At 64.7% G+C, this 13,290-nt stretch carries 13 protein-coding genes and 1 tRNA gene; 10 read left to right on the top strand and 4 right to left on the bottom strand.

Annotation, left to right across the window (positions count from 1 at the left end):
* Positions 1 to 77: 77 nt before the first annotated feature.
* Positions 78 to 218 (bottom strand): DUF1127 domain-containing protein, encoded by a 141-nt coding sequence (locus R3D65_RS00805; RefSeq protein WP_371273327.1) that lies wholly within the window; start codon positions 216 to 218, stop codon positions 78 to 80.
* 417 nt (positions 219 to 635) lie between these two features.
* Between R3D65_RS00805 and R3D65_RS00800 the strand changes: the two genes are divergently transcribed.
* Positions 636 to 720 (top strand) — tRNA-Leu (locus tag R3D65_RS00800).
* 93 nt (positions 721 to 813) lie between these two features.
* Positions 814 to 2,250 carry a trigger factor gene (tig, locus tag R3D65_RS00795; protein WP_371273326.1) on the top strand — a complete coding sequence of 479 codons (1,437 nt, stop codon included), beginning with the start codon at positions 814 to 816 and terminating at the stop codon, positions 2,248 to 2,250.
* A 72-nt stretch (positions 2,251 to 2,322) separates the two neighbouring features.
* Here tig and radC read toward each other — a convergent pair whose 3' ends face one another.
* The 3 genes from radC to sfsA form a co-directional block, all read right to left on the bottom strand.
* Positions 2,323 to 3,084 carry a DNA repair protein RadC gene (gene radC / locus R3D65_RS00790; protein WP_371273325.1) on the bottom strand — a complete coding sequence of 254 codons (762 nt, stop codon included), beginning with the start codon at positions 3,082 to 3,084 and terminating at the stop codon, positions 2,323 to 2,325.
* 147 nt (positions 3,085 to 3,231) lie between these two features.
* A complete protein-coding gene (gene map / locus R3D65_RS00785) occupies positions 3,232 to 4,062 on the bottom strand; it encodes a type I methionyl aminopeptidase (RefSeq protein ID WP_371273324.1) in 831 nt (276 codons plus the stop codon).
* Positions 4,063 to 4,150: 88 nt separating this feature from the next.
* Positions 4,151 to 4,885, bottom strand: coding sequence for a DNA/RNA nuclease SfsA (gene sfsA, locus R3D65_RS00780; RefSeq protein WP_371273323.1), 735 nt, complete (start codon positions 4,883 to 4,885; stop codon positions 4,151 to 4,153).
* Between the two features lie 247 nt (positions 4,886 to 5,132).
* Between sfsA and R3D65_RS00775 the strand changes: the two genes are divergently transcribed.
* Genes R3D65_RS00775 through R3D65_RS00740 form a run of 8 tightly spaced genes read left to right on the top strand, consistent with a single transcriptional unit; the run spans position 5,133 to position 13,087 of the window.
* Entirely contained in the window at positions 5,133 to 5,489 is a 357-nt protein-coding gene (locus tag R3D65_RS00775; protein ID WP_371273322.1) for an NADH-quinone oxidoreductase subunit A, read from the top strand.
* A complete protein-coding gene (locus R3D65_RS00770) occupies positions 5,480 to 6,454 on the top strand; it encodes a hypothetical protein (RefSeq protein ID WP_371273320.1) in 975 nt (324 codons plus the stop codon). Before R3D65_RS00775 ends, R3D65_RS00770 begins: the two co-directional genes overlap by 10 nt.
* Entirely contained in the window at positions 6,451 to 7,377 is a 927-nt protein-coding gene (locus R3D65_RS00765; RefSeq protein ID WP_371273319.1) for a complex I subunit 1 family protein, read from the top strand. The genes R3D65_RS00770 and R3D65_RS00765 overlap by 4 nt, the downstream gene beginning before the upstream one ends.
* Entirely contained in the window at positions 7,368 to 7,964 is a 597-nt protein-coding gene (locus R3D65_RS00760; protein WP_371273318.1) for an NADH-quinone oxidoreductase subunit J, read from the top strand. Before R3D65_RS00765 ends, R3D65_RS00760 begins: the two co-directional genes overlap by 10 nt.
* A 12-nt stretch (positions 7,965 to 7,976) precedes the next feature.
* The gene (gene nuoK, locus R3D65_RS00755) at positions 7,977 to 8,282 is read left to right on the top strand and encodes an NADH-quinone oxidoreductase subunit NuoK (protein WP_371273317.1); all 306 of its coding nucleotides are present in this window, start codon (positions 7,977 to 7,979) and stop codon (positions 8,280 to 8,282) included.
* The gene (locus R3D65_RS00750; protein ID WP_371273316.1) at positions 8,282 to 10,186 is read left to right on the top strand and encodes a proton-conducting transporter membrane subunit; all 1,905 of its coding nucleotides are present in this window, start codon (positions 8,282 to 8,284) and stop codon (positions 10,184 to 10,186) included. The genes nuoK and R3D65_RS00750 overlap by 1 nt, the downstream gene beginning before the upstream one ends.
* Position 10,187: 1 nt before the next feature.
* Entirely contained in the window at positions 10,188 to 11,681 is a 1,494-nt protein-coding gene (locus R3D65_RS00745) for a NuoM family protein (RefSeq protein WP_371273315.1), read from the top strand.
* Positions 11,682 to 11,713: 32 nt separating this feature from the next.
* Positions 11,714 to 13,087, top strand: a complete 1,374-nt coding sequence (locus R3D65_RS00740) for an NADH-quinone oxidoreductase subunit N (RefSeq protein WP_371273314.1) — start codon at positions 11,714 to 11,716, stop codon at positions 13,085 to 13,087.
* The last annotated feature ends 203 nt before the right edge of the window (positions 13,088 to 13,290 follow it).

The following is a 13,290-nucleotide window of genomic DNA, read 5'->3' as shown; positions in this document are numbered from 1 at the left end:
TTGGGAGGAGGAGGTCGCGAACCCTCATCCGTCAGGGTTGGGAGGAGGTAACCCGGACGAAATCCGTGTATTTCTATTCAGCGGGCGCGCCGGGCGATGAACGGGATGTCAGCGCGGGCAATGCCCAGATCGGCCAGTTCGCGGTTTGAAAGGCGGTTCAGCTCGCTGATCGTCTCGCGTTCGCGGCGCCAGTTGCGGTAATTGCGGATGATGTTCATCTCTTCGGTCCTCGTCTCGGTTGGTCTTTCGTTTCCGTCCGACCGTTGAGTGGAAGATAGGCGCACCATGCCGCTTTGTGGAGTGCCAAATCTGCAAGACAGCCATGTATATTGTGCAATGCACAACATTTAACATATTGATAACGCGACGTAATGTCACAAAACTGTGCAATTGCAGCATGCTTTCGGCGTTTGGCGGCAGCGCCTTTGTCAAATCGGTTGAAGGAATTTCCGTCGGACCCCTGCGGCAAGACCGGTTCCCGCCGGGCCGGGACGTCGGCAGGGGCCGGGCGCGCGGCCATTTCCGGATCCGGGTGAAATGCCTCGAAAAAACCGGATTCTGCGCCATTTTTTCTTTGATCGCCTTGGGCGCGGTGATATAGAACGCGCGCTTCTGGCCGGTTCCCGCCGGCCGGGGCGGGTGTGGTGAAATTGGTAGACACGCCAGATTTAGGTTCTGGTGCCGCAAGGCGTGGGGGTTCAAGTCCCTCCACCCGCACCAGGCAGGCCAAACCGGGCTTGAGGACAGGATGGACGGACCGGGGGCCGGCGAGCGGCAACCCGGAGCGTCGACACGAAGAACAAAGGTTTTTTGATGCAGGTTACCGAAACGCTCAATGAAGGGCTCAAGCGCGAGATCAGGATCGTCGTGCCAGCCACCGACATGGAAGCGCGTCTCGCGGAGCGTCTCGAGGATGCCCGCTCGAAGGTGCGTATCAACGGTTTCCGTCCGGGCAAGGTTCCGGCCGCCCATCTGCGCAAGATGTATGGCAAGTCGCTGATGGCCGAGATCGTCAACGAGATCCTCGCCGATTCCTCCCGCAATGTCCTGCAGGAGCGCGGCGAGAAGGCCGCCATGCAGCCGCAAGTGGACATGACGGAAGACGAGGCCGAGGCCGGCAAGATCCTCGACGGCAAGGCCGACTTCGAATTCACGCTGTCCTACGAGATCATCCCGCCCATCGAGATCCAGGACCCGTCCTCGATCGCCGTGACCCGCCAGGTCGTCGACATTGCCGATGAGGAAGTCGAGGAGCAGGTCCGGCAGATCGCCGATTCCGCTCGCGAATACGAAACCAAGAAGGGCAAGGCTGCCGATGGCGATCGCGTCACCATCGATTATGTCGGCAAGCTCGACGGCGAGCCCTTCGATGGCGGTTCCGACACCGATGCAAATCTGGTGCTGGGCTCCAACCGCTTCATCCCCGGTTTCGAGGAGCAGCTGGTCGGCGTGAAGGCCGGTGACGAGAAGACCATCACCGTTACCTTCCCCGAAGATTACCAGGCCGCCCATCTGGCCGGCAAGGAAACCACCTTCGACATCACCGTCAAGGACGTGGCCGCGCCGGGCGAACTGGAGATCAATGACGAGCTTGCCCAGAAGCTGGGCCTGGAAAGCGCGGACAAGCTGCGCGAGATCGTCCGTCAGCAGATCGAGAGCCAGTATGGCCAGGCGACGCGCCAGAAGGTCAAGCGTCAGCTTCTCGATGCCCTCGACGAGGCCTACAAGTTCGAGGCGCCGTCGCGCCTGGTGGAAGCCGAATTCCGCAATATCTGGGGCGCGGTCGAAAACGACCTGCAGCGCGCCGGCAAGACCTTTGCCGATGAGGACACGACCGAGGAAGAGGCGCGCGAGGAATACATGCGCCTCGCCGAGCGCCGCGTGCGTCTAGGCCTGGTTCTCTCCGAGATCGGCGAGAAGGCCGGCGTCCAGGTGGCCGAGGAAGAGGTGCAGCGCGCCGTTTACGAGCAGGTGCGCCAGTATCCCGGCCAGGAACAGCAGGTCATCGACTATTTCCGCCAGAACCCGGAAGCCATCAATGCCATCCGCGCGCCCCTGTTCGAGGAGAAGGTCGTCGACCATCTTCTCACCCAGGTCAACGTGACCGACGAGACGGTCTCAAAGGAAGCGCTGCTGGCCGACGATGAGGACGAGCAGTCCGCAGCCGAGGCAAAGCCGGAAAAGAAGAAGGCCCCGGCCAAGAAGAAGGCCGCCGCCAAGAAGAAGGCGGACGACGCCGACGCCGAGTAAGGCGCGGGCTGTCCGCAAGGGAAAAGGAAAGGCCGCCGGCGATGCTCCGGCGGCCTTTTTTCTTCGCCGCTGTCAGAACAGGCGGTGCGCCTTCATGCTCAGATGCCCGTCCTTGCCGATGATGATGTGGTCATGCACGGTGATGCCGAGTGGCGCAGCGCTTTCCGCGATCGTGCGGGTCATGTCGATATCGGCCCGCGACGGCGTCGGATCGCCGGACGGATGGTTGTGAACCAGGATGATGGCGGTCGCACCCAGCGCCAGGGCTCGGTGAATGACCTCGCGGGTATAGACCGGGGTATGGTCCACCGTGCCCGTCTGTTGCACCTCGTCGGCGATCAGCACGTTCTTCTTGTCGAGAAACAGGATGCGGAACTGCTCGCGCGTCTCGTGGGCCATGGCCGCGGTGCAGTAGTTGATCACCGTGGACCATGATCCCATCACCTGCTTGTTGCGGATCTCCGACTTGAGCGATCGCTGGCCTACCGCGGCGACGAGTTTCAGTTCCGTGGCGACGATGGCACCGACCCCGCTGACCTCCCGCAGCAGATCCGCCGGTGCCCCGAGCACCCCCCCGATACTGCCGAAGCGGGCGATCAAGGCCTTGGCGATCGGTTTCGTATCCCGGCGGGGAATGAGCCGGTAGAGAAGCAGTTCCAGCAGTTCATAATCGGCAAGTGCACCTTCGCCCGCGCTCGCGAATTTCTCCCGGAGCCGGTCGCGATGTCCATGCCAGTGCGGCTTGGCTTCCATCGGGCGTGTCTTGGAGATGAAAGGAGAGGGAGCGTGCGCGGAATCAGCAAACATGCCGCGCTCGTCGGGTTCGTCAGCCATCGTGATTTCAGTCCGCCCCGTGCCGCCGCGAGGGAATCGCGAACCGGTACAAGCCCCACGCCTGCAAGACTAACCCAGCAACCGTTTCGTTGGAAGGCGGGCTGACACCACGACTGCTGCTATTGGAACCGCGGCACGAAGGCGGTATCAGCCGGTCGGCAGGCCGGGCTTGTCGAGCCCGCCAGGCGACAGCGTGAAGATCTCGCAGCCGTCGGCGGTGACTCCCACCGTATGCTCGTACTGGGCCGACAGCGAACGGTCACGGGTGACCGCTGTCCAGCCGTCCGACAGCACCTTCACATGCGGCCGCCCGAGATTGATCATCGGTTCGACGGTGAAGATCATGCCTTCCCGCATTTCCACGCCATCGGCCGGCGTCCCGTAGTGCAGGATATTGGGTGCGTCATGGAACAGCCGCCCGACGCCATGGCCGCAGAAATCGCGGACCACCGAGCAGCGCTCGGCCTCGGCATGGGCCTGGATGGCCGCGCCGATGGCGCCCGTTCTGATGCCCGGCCGGATGGCTGCAATGCCGCGCATCATCGATTCGTAGGTGACTTCCATCAGCCGCTCGGCCGCGCGCTTGATCTGGCCCACAGGATACATGCGGCTGGAATCGCCATGCCAGCCGTCCAGGATGTAGGTGACGTCGATATTCACGATGTCGCCTTCGCGCAGCGGCTTCTCGTTGGGAATGCCGTGGCAGACAACATGATTGACCGAGGTGCAACTGGATTTGGTATAGCCGCGGTAGTTCAGCGTCGCCGGTATGGCGCCGTGATCCGCGCCGAATTCATAGACGAAACGGTCTATTTCTTCCGTTTGCAAGCCGGGGCGAACCATGCCGGCCAGTTCGTCCAGGCAGCGGGCCGTCAACTGGCAGGCCTTGCGCATGCCTTCGAAATCCTCCGGCCCGTACAGGCGGATCTGGCCGGTGTTTTTCAGGGGCGCCGACGCCGCATCCACATATGTGACCATGGTTCAGTTCCCTTGTGCTGCCTGGAAATCGTACCTGATTGCCTTCCGCCCGCGCGTGGCTCTCAAATGGCATCATTCGCCGGGGCATTCAAGGCATGCCGGAACTGACGCCCTGTGGAACGGGATCGATGATCTCGATGAGCCGGTCGGCATTGATGCCCTCGGCCGTCAGCGTGCAGCCCAGCGCCCAGGCTTCCACGCCGGCATCCCGCGCCTCGCGGAAGGCTGCGGCATAGGTGGGGTCGAGGTCGCCGCACAGGCGAAACCGGTCGCAATCGCCACGCTGGACGAGATAGACCATCACCGCCTTGTGGCCCGCGCGTGCCATTGCCGCCAGTTCTCCCAGATGTTTGGCGCCGCGAGCTGTCACGGTATCGGGGAATTCCGCAAGGCCGCGCTCGCGCATCAGATGAACATTCTTCACCTCGACATAGGCACGGCCCTTTTCCGGATCTTCCAGAAGGATGTCGATGCGCGAATTCACCCCGTATCGCTGTTCGCGCCGCAAGTGTGCCCAGCCGCAGAGGCCGGGCAGCAGGCCACGTCCGATTGCCTCCTCGACCAGCCTGTTGGGCAGGCCGGTATTGATGCCCACAAGCGTTCCGTCCGCCTCGACCAGTTCCAGCGTATGGGCGTATTTGCGTTTCGGATTGTCCGATCGGGACAGCCATACGGCCATGCCGGGGTCGCTCAGGCCCAGCATCGATCCGGTATTGGGCACCGAAACCGTGATCTCCTGCCCGTCCGCGAGCGAAACATCGGCCAGGAAGCGCTTGTAGCGGCGGATCAGCGTGGCGGGCAGAAGCGGGGAGGGGTAGATCATGAAAACGTCCGGGCCGGTGCGGGGATTGGCGAGGCCGGGCAACCGGCTCCGTTCCCTCTTATGGGGTCATTCCGGAAGGGTTTCAATGGCTTGGGTGTGGCCTTTGCGCACTTGGCGGCAGCGCCGCTGCGCCTGTCCCAGCCGTCCGTTTCTCCTGCCGCATGCCATGTCCGTGTTGCCGCGTGGGGCGGCGGCGGGAACATTTTGCGCCTGAGCGGCTTCCTCATTGACAACAGGACGGGAGGATATGTTGGAAGCCCTGGCCGGAATGCTGGTTGTCGTCTTTCTTGCCGCAGTCTTTGCCGGCCTGCTCCAGCGTTCGTCCTCACTCCACGCGCCGTTCCCGATGACCGAACCGCAGAAGGTGCCTTGTCTCGGCGGCGCCACACCGCAGACCCACGCCTGGCAGCGCTACCATGTGCGCTATTATTCCATGACGCTTCTCTTCATCGCCTTCGAGATGGAGATGATGTTCATGTACCCTTGGGCTGTCGTCTTCATCGAGGAAGGCGCCAAGGCGATGGTCGAGATGGGCATGTTCCTGGCCATCCTCTCGGTCGGCATTCTCTATGGCTGGCGCGAGGGCATATTCCGATGGCAATGAACCTTCTTCACCGGCTTGGCCGTGCGGCGCCAGCGCCCGTCTATGCCGCGCTGGGAACCGGGGGAGCGGATCGCGCCGGGCCCTTGTCCGGCAGGCCCGGCCTTCGCCTTGTGCCATCGATCCGCCATGCGGCAATCCTGCTGGTTGCCGGTGCGATCCGTGACGGCGACCGGCAGCACCTGCGGCAGTTGCACGACCAGATGCCGCATCCGCGCAAGACCGTGTGGTGGGGCGCAAGGCCCTTCCATGAGATGACGGATCCGGTGATCGTCGAGCCGCAAGATGATCCGGCCGCTTGCATTGCCGGCCTCTGGCGCGGCCTCCTGTCCGGGGCTCTGGCGAGTGAAGCCGGCCTGCTGCCTGACAAGCCGGCACATGAGTGGCGCGGCAGGGGCGATCACGGCCAGGGCGGGGAGGGCATGATGGGCGGCACGCCCTATGGCCGTCCGATCGCCATGCCCGACGACGATCTGCGCGACGGGCTGGCGCTCGATTCGTTTACCTGTGCGTTCGGGCCGTTTCTCGCCATCCTGCCGCCAGGCATGCAGCTGGAAATCACCCTGCAGGGAGACGTGATCCAGTCGGCGAAGGTCCGGCGCCCGCCCTATGCCCCGGCCACCATCGACAGTAGCGCAAGCCTGCGTAAGGCCCTCATGCAACTCATGGGCGGCGCGAAGATGGGCGCCCGTCATGCCTTGCCGCCGGATCTGGGCCATATCTGCGGGACAAGCCTGCGCGACCGCTTCGACGGGCAGGTGCCAGGGCCCGCCAAGGGCGCATTGCCGAGGCTGGCCGATTTGCTTCCGGGCCTGGAATGGAACGAGGCAATCCTCTTGATCAACAGCATTCCGCACTCCCTCCTGCAACAGATGTGCCCGGTCGACGAAGACACTGACCACGCCGGCGGAAGCGGCAAGCGCGGCGCGCACGCGCAGGGGCAATCGAACAGGGGGGACGGTGGATGAAACAGGCGGTCGCCATCGTCTCGATTCCGCTGCTGCTCGTTGGTGGCGCCTGGGTCGCGGCGATCATCGACCGGCTCCATCGGGCAATGCGCGATGATGTACCCGCCGGCAATGTCCTCCTTGCGCCGCTGGCCGAGGGCGCCGCGCTCCTGTTGCGCCAGTCGGTGGTGACCGAACGGCCTGACCTGCTCAACTGGCGTCTGGCGCCGGTCTTCTATTTCGCACTGGCTGCCCTTGCCCTCAGCGTCGTGCCCCTTGCGCCTGGCCTGGTCGCGGCCGATTCCGATGCGGGGATCGTGCTGTGGGGGGCCTGCGAAGCGCTGACAGTCGTCGTGGTCTTCCTGCACGGCTGGTCATCCAATGCGCCGCTCGCGCTGATCGGCGCCTACCGCTATGTCGCGATCGCGTTGCCGGTCATGCTGGTCAGCATGTTCGTGCTGATCGCCGCGGCCCTGCCGGCCGAATCCCTGTCGGTTTCCGCGGTTGTCGCAGCGCAGAAGGATACGGTCTGGAACGTCGTGCGCCAGCCGCCGGGTTTTGTTCTGTTCATGCTCCTGGCGCTTTCCGTTTCGGTTCGCGGGCCGTTCGACTATGCCGATTCCCCCGATCTCGCCGGCGGCACGTCATCCGAGGCATCCGGGGCGCAATACGCGGCCTGGCAATTCGCACGGCTGGCCATGCTGGTGTCCGCTTCGGTCATGGCTGCCACGGTGTTTCTGGGCGGCTATCTTGGCCCCGTCCTTCCCGGGCCCGTGTGGCTTCTGCTCAAGTCGGTCGCGGTGCTCGCCGCCCTCGTCATGGCCGGCAACGCCTTCGCCCGGACAACGCCTGCGCGCATGCTGCACATCATCTGGACCGTGCTTCTGCCGCTGTCGTTTCTCGTTCTCGTCCTTGTCGGCCTTGAGGTGCTGCTATGGGCGTGAGCGACATCCTGTTCCTCGTCCTCTCGGCAATCGCGATCCTGTCCGGCTGGCGGGTCTTCGCCACCGATTCCATGGTGCGCGCATCCTTCCTTCTGATGGTTTCCTTCATCGCGACAGGCCTCGTCATGGTCATGCTCGCCGCGCCCTATATCGGCATCGCCACGATCTTCATGATGGCCGTGGAAATGATGGTGATGGCCGTGTTCATGGTCATGTTCATGATGAACCCGGCCGGCCTGAACCCGATGGCGATGGTGCATCAGCAGCGTTTTTCCCTCGCCGCCGGAGCCTTCGCGTTTGCCGGTCTCACCGCCGCGATCCTCACCACCGGACTTCCTGTCAACCGCGTCGCCGCCGCCCAGCCGGTCATCCGCGATCTCGGCATGGAATTGCTGGGCGATTCGATGCTGGTTTTCGAGACAGCCGGCGTGACGCTGCTGGCCACGATGATCGGCACCGTCGTCCTTTCAAGCCGCAGCGGCCGCTTCGGCCCTGCCGACCAGGGGGCCGTACCGCCGCCGCTTGAACCGGGCGGCAGCCCGGCAGGCCGCAGGCCGCAACGGGAAGGCGGTCATCACCATCACTGAAGCGAGACCACCATGACACTTGCCTCTGTTCTCATCATTGCCGCAGCACTTGTCGGGATCGGCCTCTATGGGGCGTTGTCGCAGCAGTCTTTCGTGATGCTGATGATGGGCCTCGAACTGATGCTGAACGGTGTCCTGCTCGCCACCATCGGCTTCTGGTCATACGCCCTGGGCGGTGCGCCGACCGGGCAATTGCTGGCAATCATCGTCATGGCCGTCATGGCCATCGACATGGCCGTCGGCTTCGCCCTGGTCACCGCTGTTTACAGGAAGCGGCAGGCTGACATGGTCGAAAGCCTGCAAACGTTGAAGAACTGATGATCTGGCTCTTGCCCATCGGCCCGGCCCTTGCCGGTCTCGCTTTGGCTGTCGCGGCACCGCGCCGGCGCGTGGCGACCGGGTTGGCAGGCTGCGCCGTTCTTCTTGCAACCGGCCTCTTCGCCGTCTTCGGCGCCGCCCGCGCATGGACCGGCACTGTCGCCTGGAGCGACACGCTCGTGCTCTCCGCCGCCTTTGTCCCTGCCGCCGCTGTGATGGCGGTTCTCGTGCCGCTGATCGCCTTGCCGGTCATGGCTTATGCCGCCGCGCATGAAGACGAACGGGGGCTGGCCAGGCTGGCGGCACTGCTTCTCCTCTTCGTCGCGGGCATGGAAGTGCTGGTGATCGCGGCCGATTTGCTGACACTCCTGATCGGCTGGGAAATCGTCGGCGCCTGCTCATGGGCGCTGATCGGACACACCTGGCGCGATGCGGGAAGCCCGGCGACAGGCCTCTACGCCTTCATCGCCACGCGCCTGGGCGATCTCGGGCTGTTTGCCGCCGCCATGGCTCTGTTTGCCGGCACCGGTTCGTTTGCCTTCGATGACATGGCCCGCCTGTCAGGAACGCCGCTCGCGGTCGCCGTATCCGGCATTCTTCTGTCTGCCGCGGCCAAATCCGGTCAGCTCCCCTTTTCGCCATGGCTGTTTCGGGCGATGGCTGGCCCGACCGCGGTTTCAGCATTGCTCCACGCCGCCACCATGGTCGCCGCCGGGGCTTTCCTGCTGATCCGGCTTCATTCCCATCTCGCTGCCGCGCCCGGCTTCGCCGCATCGGCCATGGCCATCGGAGCGGCTACCGCGCTGGCTGGCGGATTTGTCGCGATCGTGCAGCCCCATGCAAAGAAGCTGCTCGCGGCCTCCACTTCGGCTCATTTCGGCCTCATGTTCGTTGCTGCCGGCGCCGGCTTTCCCGGTGCGGCCCTTCTGCATCTTGCGGCTCATGCAGCCTTCAAGGCCCTGCTGTTCCTGGCCGCCGGAACGGCCGGCAGGCGCGGACGGTCCTTTCTCCTTCACCGGCTCGGTTTTGCCGGCACCATGCCGCTGGTTGCAGGCTGCGCGGTGCTTGGAGCAATCGCGCTTGCGGGCATTCCGCCATCAGGCGGCGGCTGGAGCAAGGAACTCGTCACGGCTGCGGCCATCCATGCCAGCCCGTGGGCCGGCATCGCGGTCATGGTCGCGGGTGCATTCACCGGGGCCTATGCCGCGCGCTGGCAATTGCTGGTCTTCGGCCTTGGCGACCGGTCCACGGGCAGCGGAAAGCCAAACGCCGCGGAGACGGCGGCCATCGCGGTTCTGGCCGCCTTCGTGCTCGCCATGAGCGTTTTCTGGATTCCCGGATTTCATGCCGCCGCAGCCGGATTTCTTGCCATGGAACTGCCTGTATCGACGACGGCGGGCAAGGCAGCCTCGCTTGCTTTTCTGGCGGTCGGCCTGGCGGCCGGAACGGGCCTTGCGCGCCAATGGCCAACGCTTGGAACCAGTGGACCGGCGGAACGGATGGCTGCCTGGCTGGGTCTTCCGGCGGTGATCGATGCGCTGGTTGTGCGGCCTTTCACGGGGCTTTGCCGGATTGCCTGTCGGGTCGACGACGGGATTCTGGATGCCCTGCCGCGCAGCCTTGCCAGGGCCGCGCATGCCGTTTCGCCAGCCCTGTCGCGCGCCGACCGGACCATGATCGACGGCTGCATCAAAGGCTTGGCGGCGGCAACCACCAGGCTTGCCCGGATTGGAAGGCGTTTCTGCGAGGGTCTCGCCGATGGCATTCCCCAGGGCTCCGCCCGTCTCGTCGGCATCGGCGGTAGCGATGCCCGGCGTCTGCAGACCGGGATGTCCCACCACTACTACGCCGCCATGGCCGCCGGTGTGCTGGCCGCCGTCGTCGTTCTTGCATGGACCGGATGACATGCTGACACTCGCCATTCTTCTCCCCCTCCTTGCCTCGGCCTTCCTCGCGCTCGCACCGCGCATGGGCGAGAAGGCCGCCCGCAGGTTCGCGACCGTTGTGGCAATCCTGCCGCTGGTCTTGCTCGTGGCCGTGTGGACCCGCTTCGATGCATCCGGCGGGGCTCCGGTCTTCCAGTCCGTTGCCGGCGTCCCATGGATCCCCGCGCTCGGCGTGTCATGGCGGGTCGGCGTCGATGGCATCTCGCTTTCGATCGCTTTGATGAGCGCCCTGCTGTTCCTTGCCGCCATCGCCTGGCCGGCCGATACGCTGGTCCGTGCGCGCCGGTATTACGCCTGGTTCCTGTTTCTCGAGGGGGCGTCGCTGGGCCTGCTGCTGACGCTCGACCTTCTTGTCTTCTATGTCTTCTTCGATCTCAGCCTCGTGGGAATGTATTTCTTGGTCGGCCGGTGGGGCCATGGCGACGCGCAGGCGGCGGCGCTCAAGTTCTTCGTCTACACGCTGGCCGGTTCGCTGGCGCTGCTGCTGGCCATACTCGGCCTGGTCCTGGCGAGCGACCCGCTGACCTTCGACATGCGTGAATTGATCGCGCGCCGCCCGCGCGACGGTGCAGATCTTGCGGCCACGCTGGTCCTGGCCGGGTTCATGCTCGGTTTCGCCATCAAGACGCCGCTGGTTCCCTTCCATACATGGCTGCCGCCGGCCCATGTCGATGCGCCCGGTCCGGCATCGGCAATCCTGGCCGGCGTGCTGCTCAAGATGGGTACCTACGGCATGGTGCGGATTCCGCTGTCGATGATGCCCGAAACCTTTGCCCGCCATTCCCTTTTGATCGGCGTGATCGCGCTGGTCTCGATCCTCTGGGGTGCGCTCGTCGCCTTCGCCCAGCCAAACCTGAAACGGCGGATAGCCTACACGTCGGTCAACCACATGGGATACACCGTGCTGGGCATTGCGGCGGCCGGAGCGCTGGCAGCCGAAAGTGCCGGGTCTGCCCGACAGCTCGCGCTGACCGGAGCGGTGACCGAGATGATCGCCCACGGTCTCATCACCGGCTCTCTGTTCCTGATCGCCGGCGGGTTCTGGCGGCGCACGCAGGACTACGAGATCGGCCACTATGGCGGGCTTGCTGCAATTGCGCCACGCTTGACCGGCACGATGATCCTCGCATCCTTCGCCAGCCTCGGTCTGCCGGCGCTTGCCGGTTTCGTGGCCGAGTTCCAGATTTTTGCTGGCACCTTCTCCGTCTATCCATGGCTCGCGGCCATCGCCCTTTCGGGGATCCTGATCACTGCCGCGCTGTTTCTCTCGATGATCCAGCAGATTTTCTTCGGCGCCCTGCCGAAGCGGCGAGCCGCGTTTCCCGACCTTGACCGGAGCGAAACCGCGATCCTTGGCGCCTTGCTCGCCCTGGTGGTGCTGATCGGTCTCTATCCGCGATGGCTGCTCGACCTGGTCAATGCGGGGGCTTCCGCCATCGTCGGTGCGCGTTGATGCCCGTCGGCGACATTCTTCCGGAATTGGCCGTGCTGCTGACGGCTGTGGGAATTGTCCTGCTTGCGTCGTTCTTGCCGCATGCAAGGCAATGGGTCTGCGCGCCCGTTGCCATCGCCGGTCTCGTCGTGGCCATGGCGCTGTGCGCGGCGCAGGCGGGGCGTGAGACGCTGACCTTCAGCGGCGTCTGGGCGCTCGACGGAGCAAGCGTCTGGGGGCGGCTGATGGTTCTTGGCACAGCGGCGGCTGTCTGCGCGTTCTCGCCGGACTGGATGCGGAGCGACCGCCGGCATGGCGAGTATTACGCGATCCTGCTGTTCTCCTGCCTCGGTGCCATGGCGATGGCGGCTGCGGCCGACCTGCTGCAACTTGTCATGGGCGCGCTGCTGTCCTCGGTCACCGGCTATACGCTGGCTGCCTATCACCGCGACTGGGCCGTCTCCGTCGAGGCGGGAATGAAATACTTCCTCATGGGAGCGCTTGCCAACACGGCGCTCGCCATCGGGGTGGTTCTGGTGTTCGGCATGCTGGGGACCACGGATTACCATGGCCTGGAGGCAACACTGGCATCCACGGAAAACAGCGCCCTGCTTTCAGCCGGGGTGGGGCTCGTGGCGATCGGGCTTGCATTCAAGCTTGGTGCGGTTCCTGCCCATGCCTGGATGCCGGACGTGGCGGAGGGGGCACCCGCGCCAGCCGCCGCCTTCCTGACCGTTGCGCCCAAAATCGGCGGGGCCATCGCGCTCGCCCGGTTCGTATCGCTGTTTCCCCCCGATGTCTTGGCCCTGCGGCCGGTCGTCGCCGCTCTGGCGGTCATCACGATGACGCTGGGCAATCTTGCCGCGCTGTGGCAGGACGATCTGCGCCGTTTGCTCGGCTGGTCATCGGTCTCGCAGTCCGGCTATGCCCTGATGGCTGTGGCTGTCATCGGCCTCGCTCCGGACGCGCTGCCCGCGCTGCTGTATTTCCTGCTCGGCTATACGGTGGCGAACCTGGCAGCCTTCGGTGCCGTCATCCACCTGCGGGGGCGCACGGCCGCCCGTGACTATGCCGGCCTTGTTCGCGACAGGCCATGGACGGCATTCATCCTGGTGGCCGCGCTCCTTTCGCTCGTGGGAATTCCGCCCCTTGCCGGCTTCATCGGAAAGATGCTGCTGTTCCTCGCCACCATCGATGGCGGATATGCCTGGCTTGCCGCTGCGGCGATCGCCAATACGGTGGTTTCGCTGTTCTATTACGCCCGCGTGATTGCCCCGGTCTGTTTTGGCACGTCGGCAGGGCAATCAGCCATTCTTGGCACCTGGTCGGGCACCGCGATGCTTGCCGCCGGTGCCCTCCTGTTCGTGTTCGGCATCGGCTCAGGGCCGCTGCTCGACATCATGGGCGGGCCATTGCTGCAGCCATAGTCAAACCATGTGTGATCTGCGGCGGCGCAGGCACCGTTTCGAAAAGGCAGGAACCGGTCACAGTCCGCCGATGCGCCAGAGCGCCGGATCGGCCAGTTCGCCGCCTTGTAGCAGCACGCCGAACAGGGCAGCCATGAACCTGTGCGTGATGCCGACGTCCACTTCGCCCAGCCTGCGGCAGGAAAGTTTCAGGGGCGGCAGCG

It is taken from the genome of Zhengella sp. (assembly GCF_041397485.1).
In the GTDB taxonomy this organism is placed as follows: Bacteria; Pseudomonadota; Alphaproteobacteria; order Rhizobiales; family Rhizobiaceae; genus Zhengella.
The sequence above is the reverse complement of the archived record's forward strand: the minus strand, read 5'-3'. Positions and strand labels throughout refer to the sequence as shown.

Coding starts and splice junctions, on each gene's coding strand:
- R3D65_RS00745 (WP_371273315.1), top strand. CDS start 10,188: ATGCTGACACTCGCCATTCTTCTCCCCCTCCTTGCCTCGGCCTTCCTC.
- radC (WP_371273325.1), bottom strand. CDS start 3,084: ATGGCTGACGAACCCGACGAGCGCGGCATGTTTGCTGATTCCGCGCAC.
- R3D65_RS00750 (WP_371273316.1), top strand. CDS start 8,282: ATGATCTGGCTCTTGCCCATCGGCCCGGCCCTTGCCGGTCTCGCTTTG.
- R3D65_RS00805 (WP_371273327.1), bottom strand. CDS start 218: ATGAACATCATCCGCAATTACCGCAACTGGCGCCGCGAACGCGAGACG.
- R3D65_RS00775 (WP_371273322.1), top strand. CDS start 5,133: ATGTTGGAAGCCCTGGCCGGAATGCTGGTTGTCGTCTTTCTTGCCGCA.
- nuoK (WP_371273317.1), top strand. CDS start 7,977: ATGACACTTGCCTCTGTTCTCATCATTGCCGCAGCACTTGTCGGGATC.
- R3D65_RS00765 (WP_371273319.1), top strand. CDS start 6,451: ATGAAACAGGCGGTCGCCATCGTCTCGATTCCGCTGCTGCTCGTTGGT.
- sfsA (WP_371273323.1), bottom strand. CDS start 4,885: ATGATCTACCCCTCCCCGCTTCTGCCCGCCACGCTGATCCGCCGCTAC.
- R3D65_RS00760 (WP_371273318.1), top strand. CDS start 7,368: ATGGGCGTGAGCGACATCCTGTTCCTCGTCCTCTCGGCAATCGCGATC.
- tig (WP_371273326.1), top strand. CDS start 814: ATGCAGGTTACCGAAACGCTCAATGAAGGGCTCAAGCGCGAGATCAGG.
- R3D65_RS00770 (WP_371273320.1), top strand. CDS start 5,480: ATGGCAATGAACCTTCTTCACCGGCTTGGCCGTGCGGCGCCAGCGCCC.
- map (WP_371273324.1), bottom strand. CDS start 4,062: ATGGTCACATATGTGGATGCGGCGTCGGCGCCCCTGAAAAACACCGGC.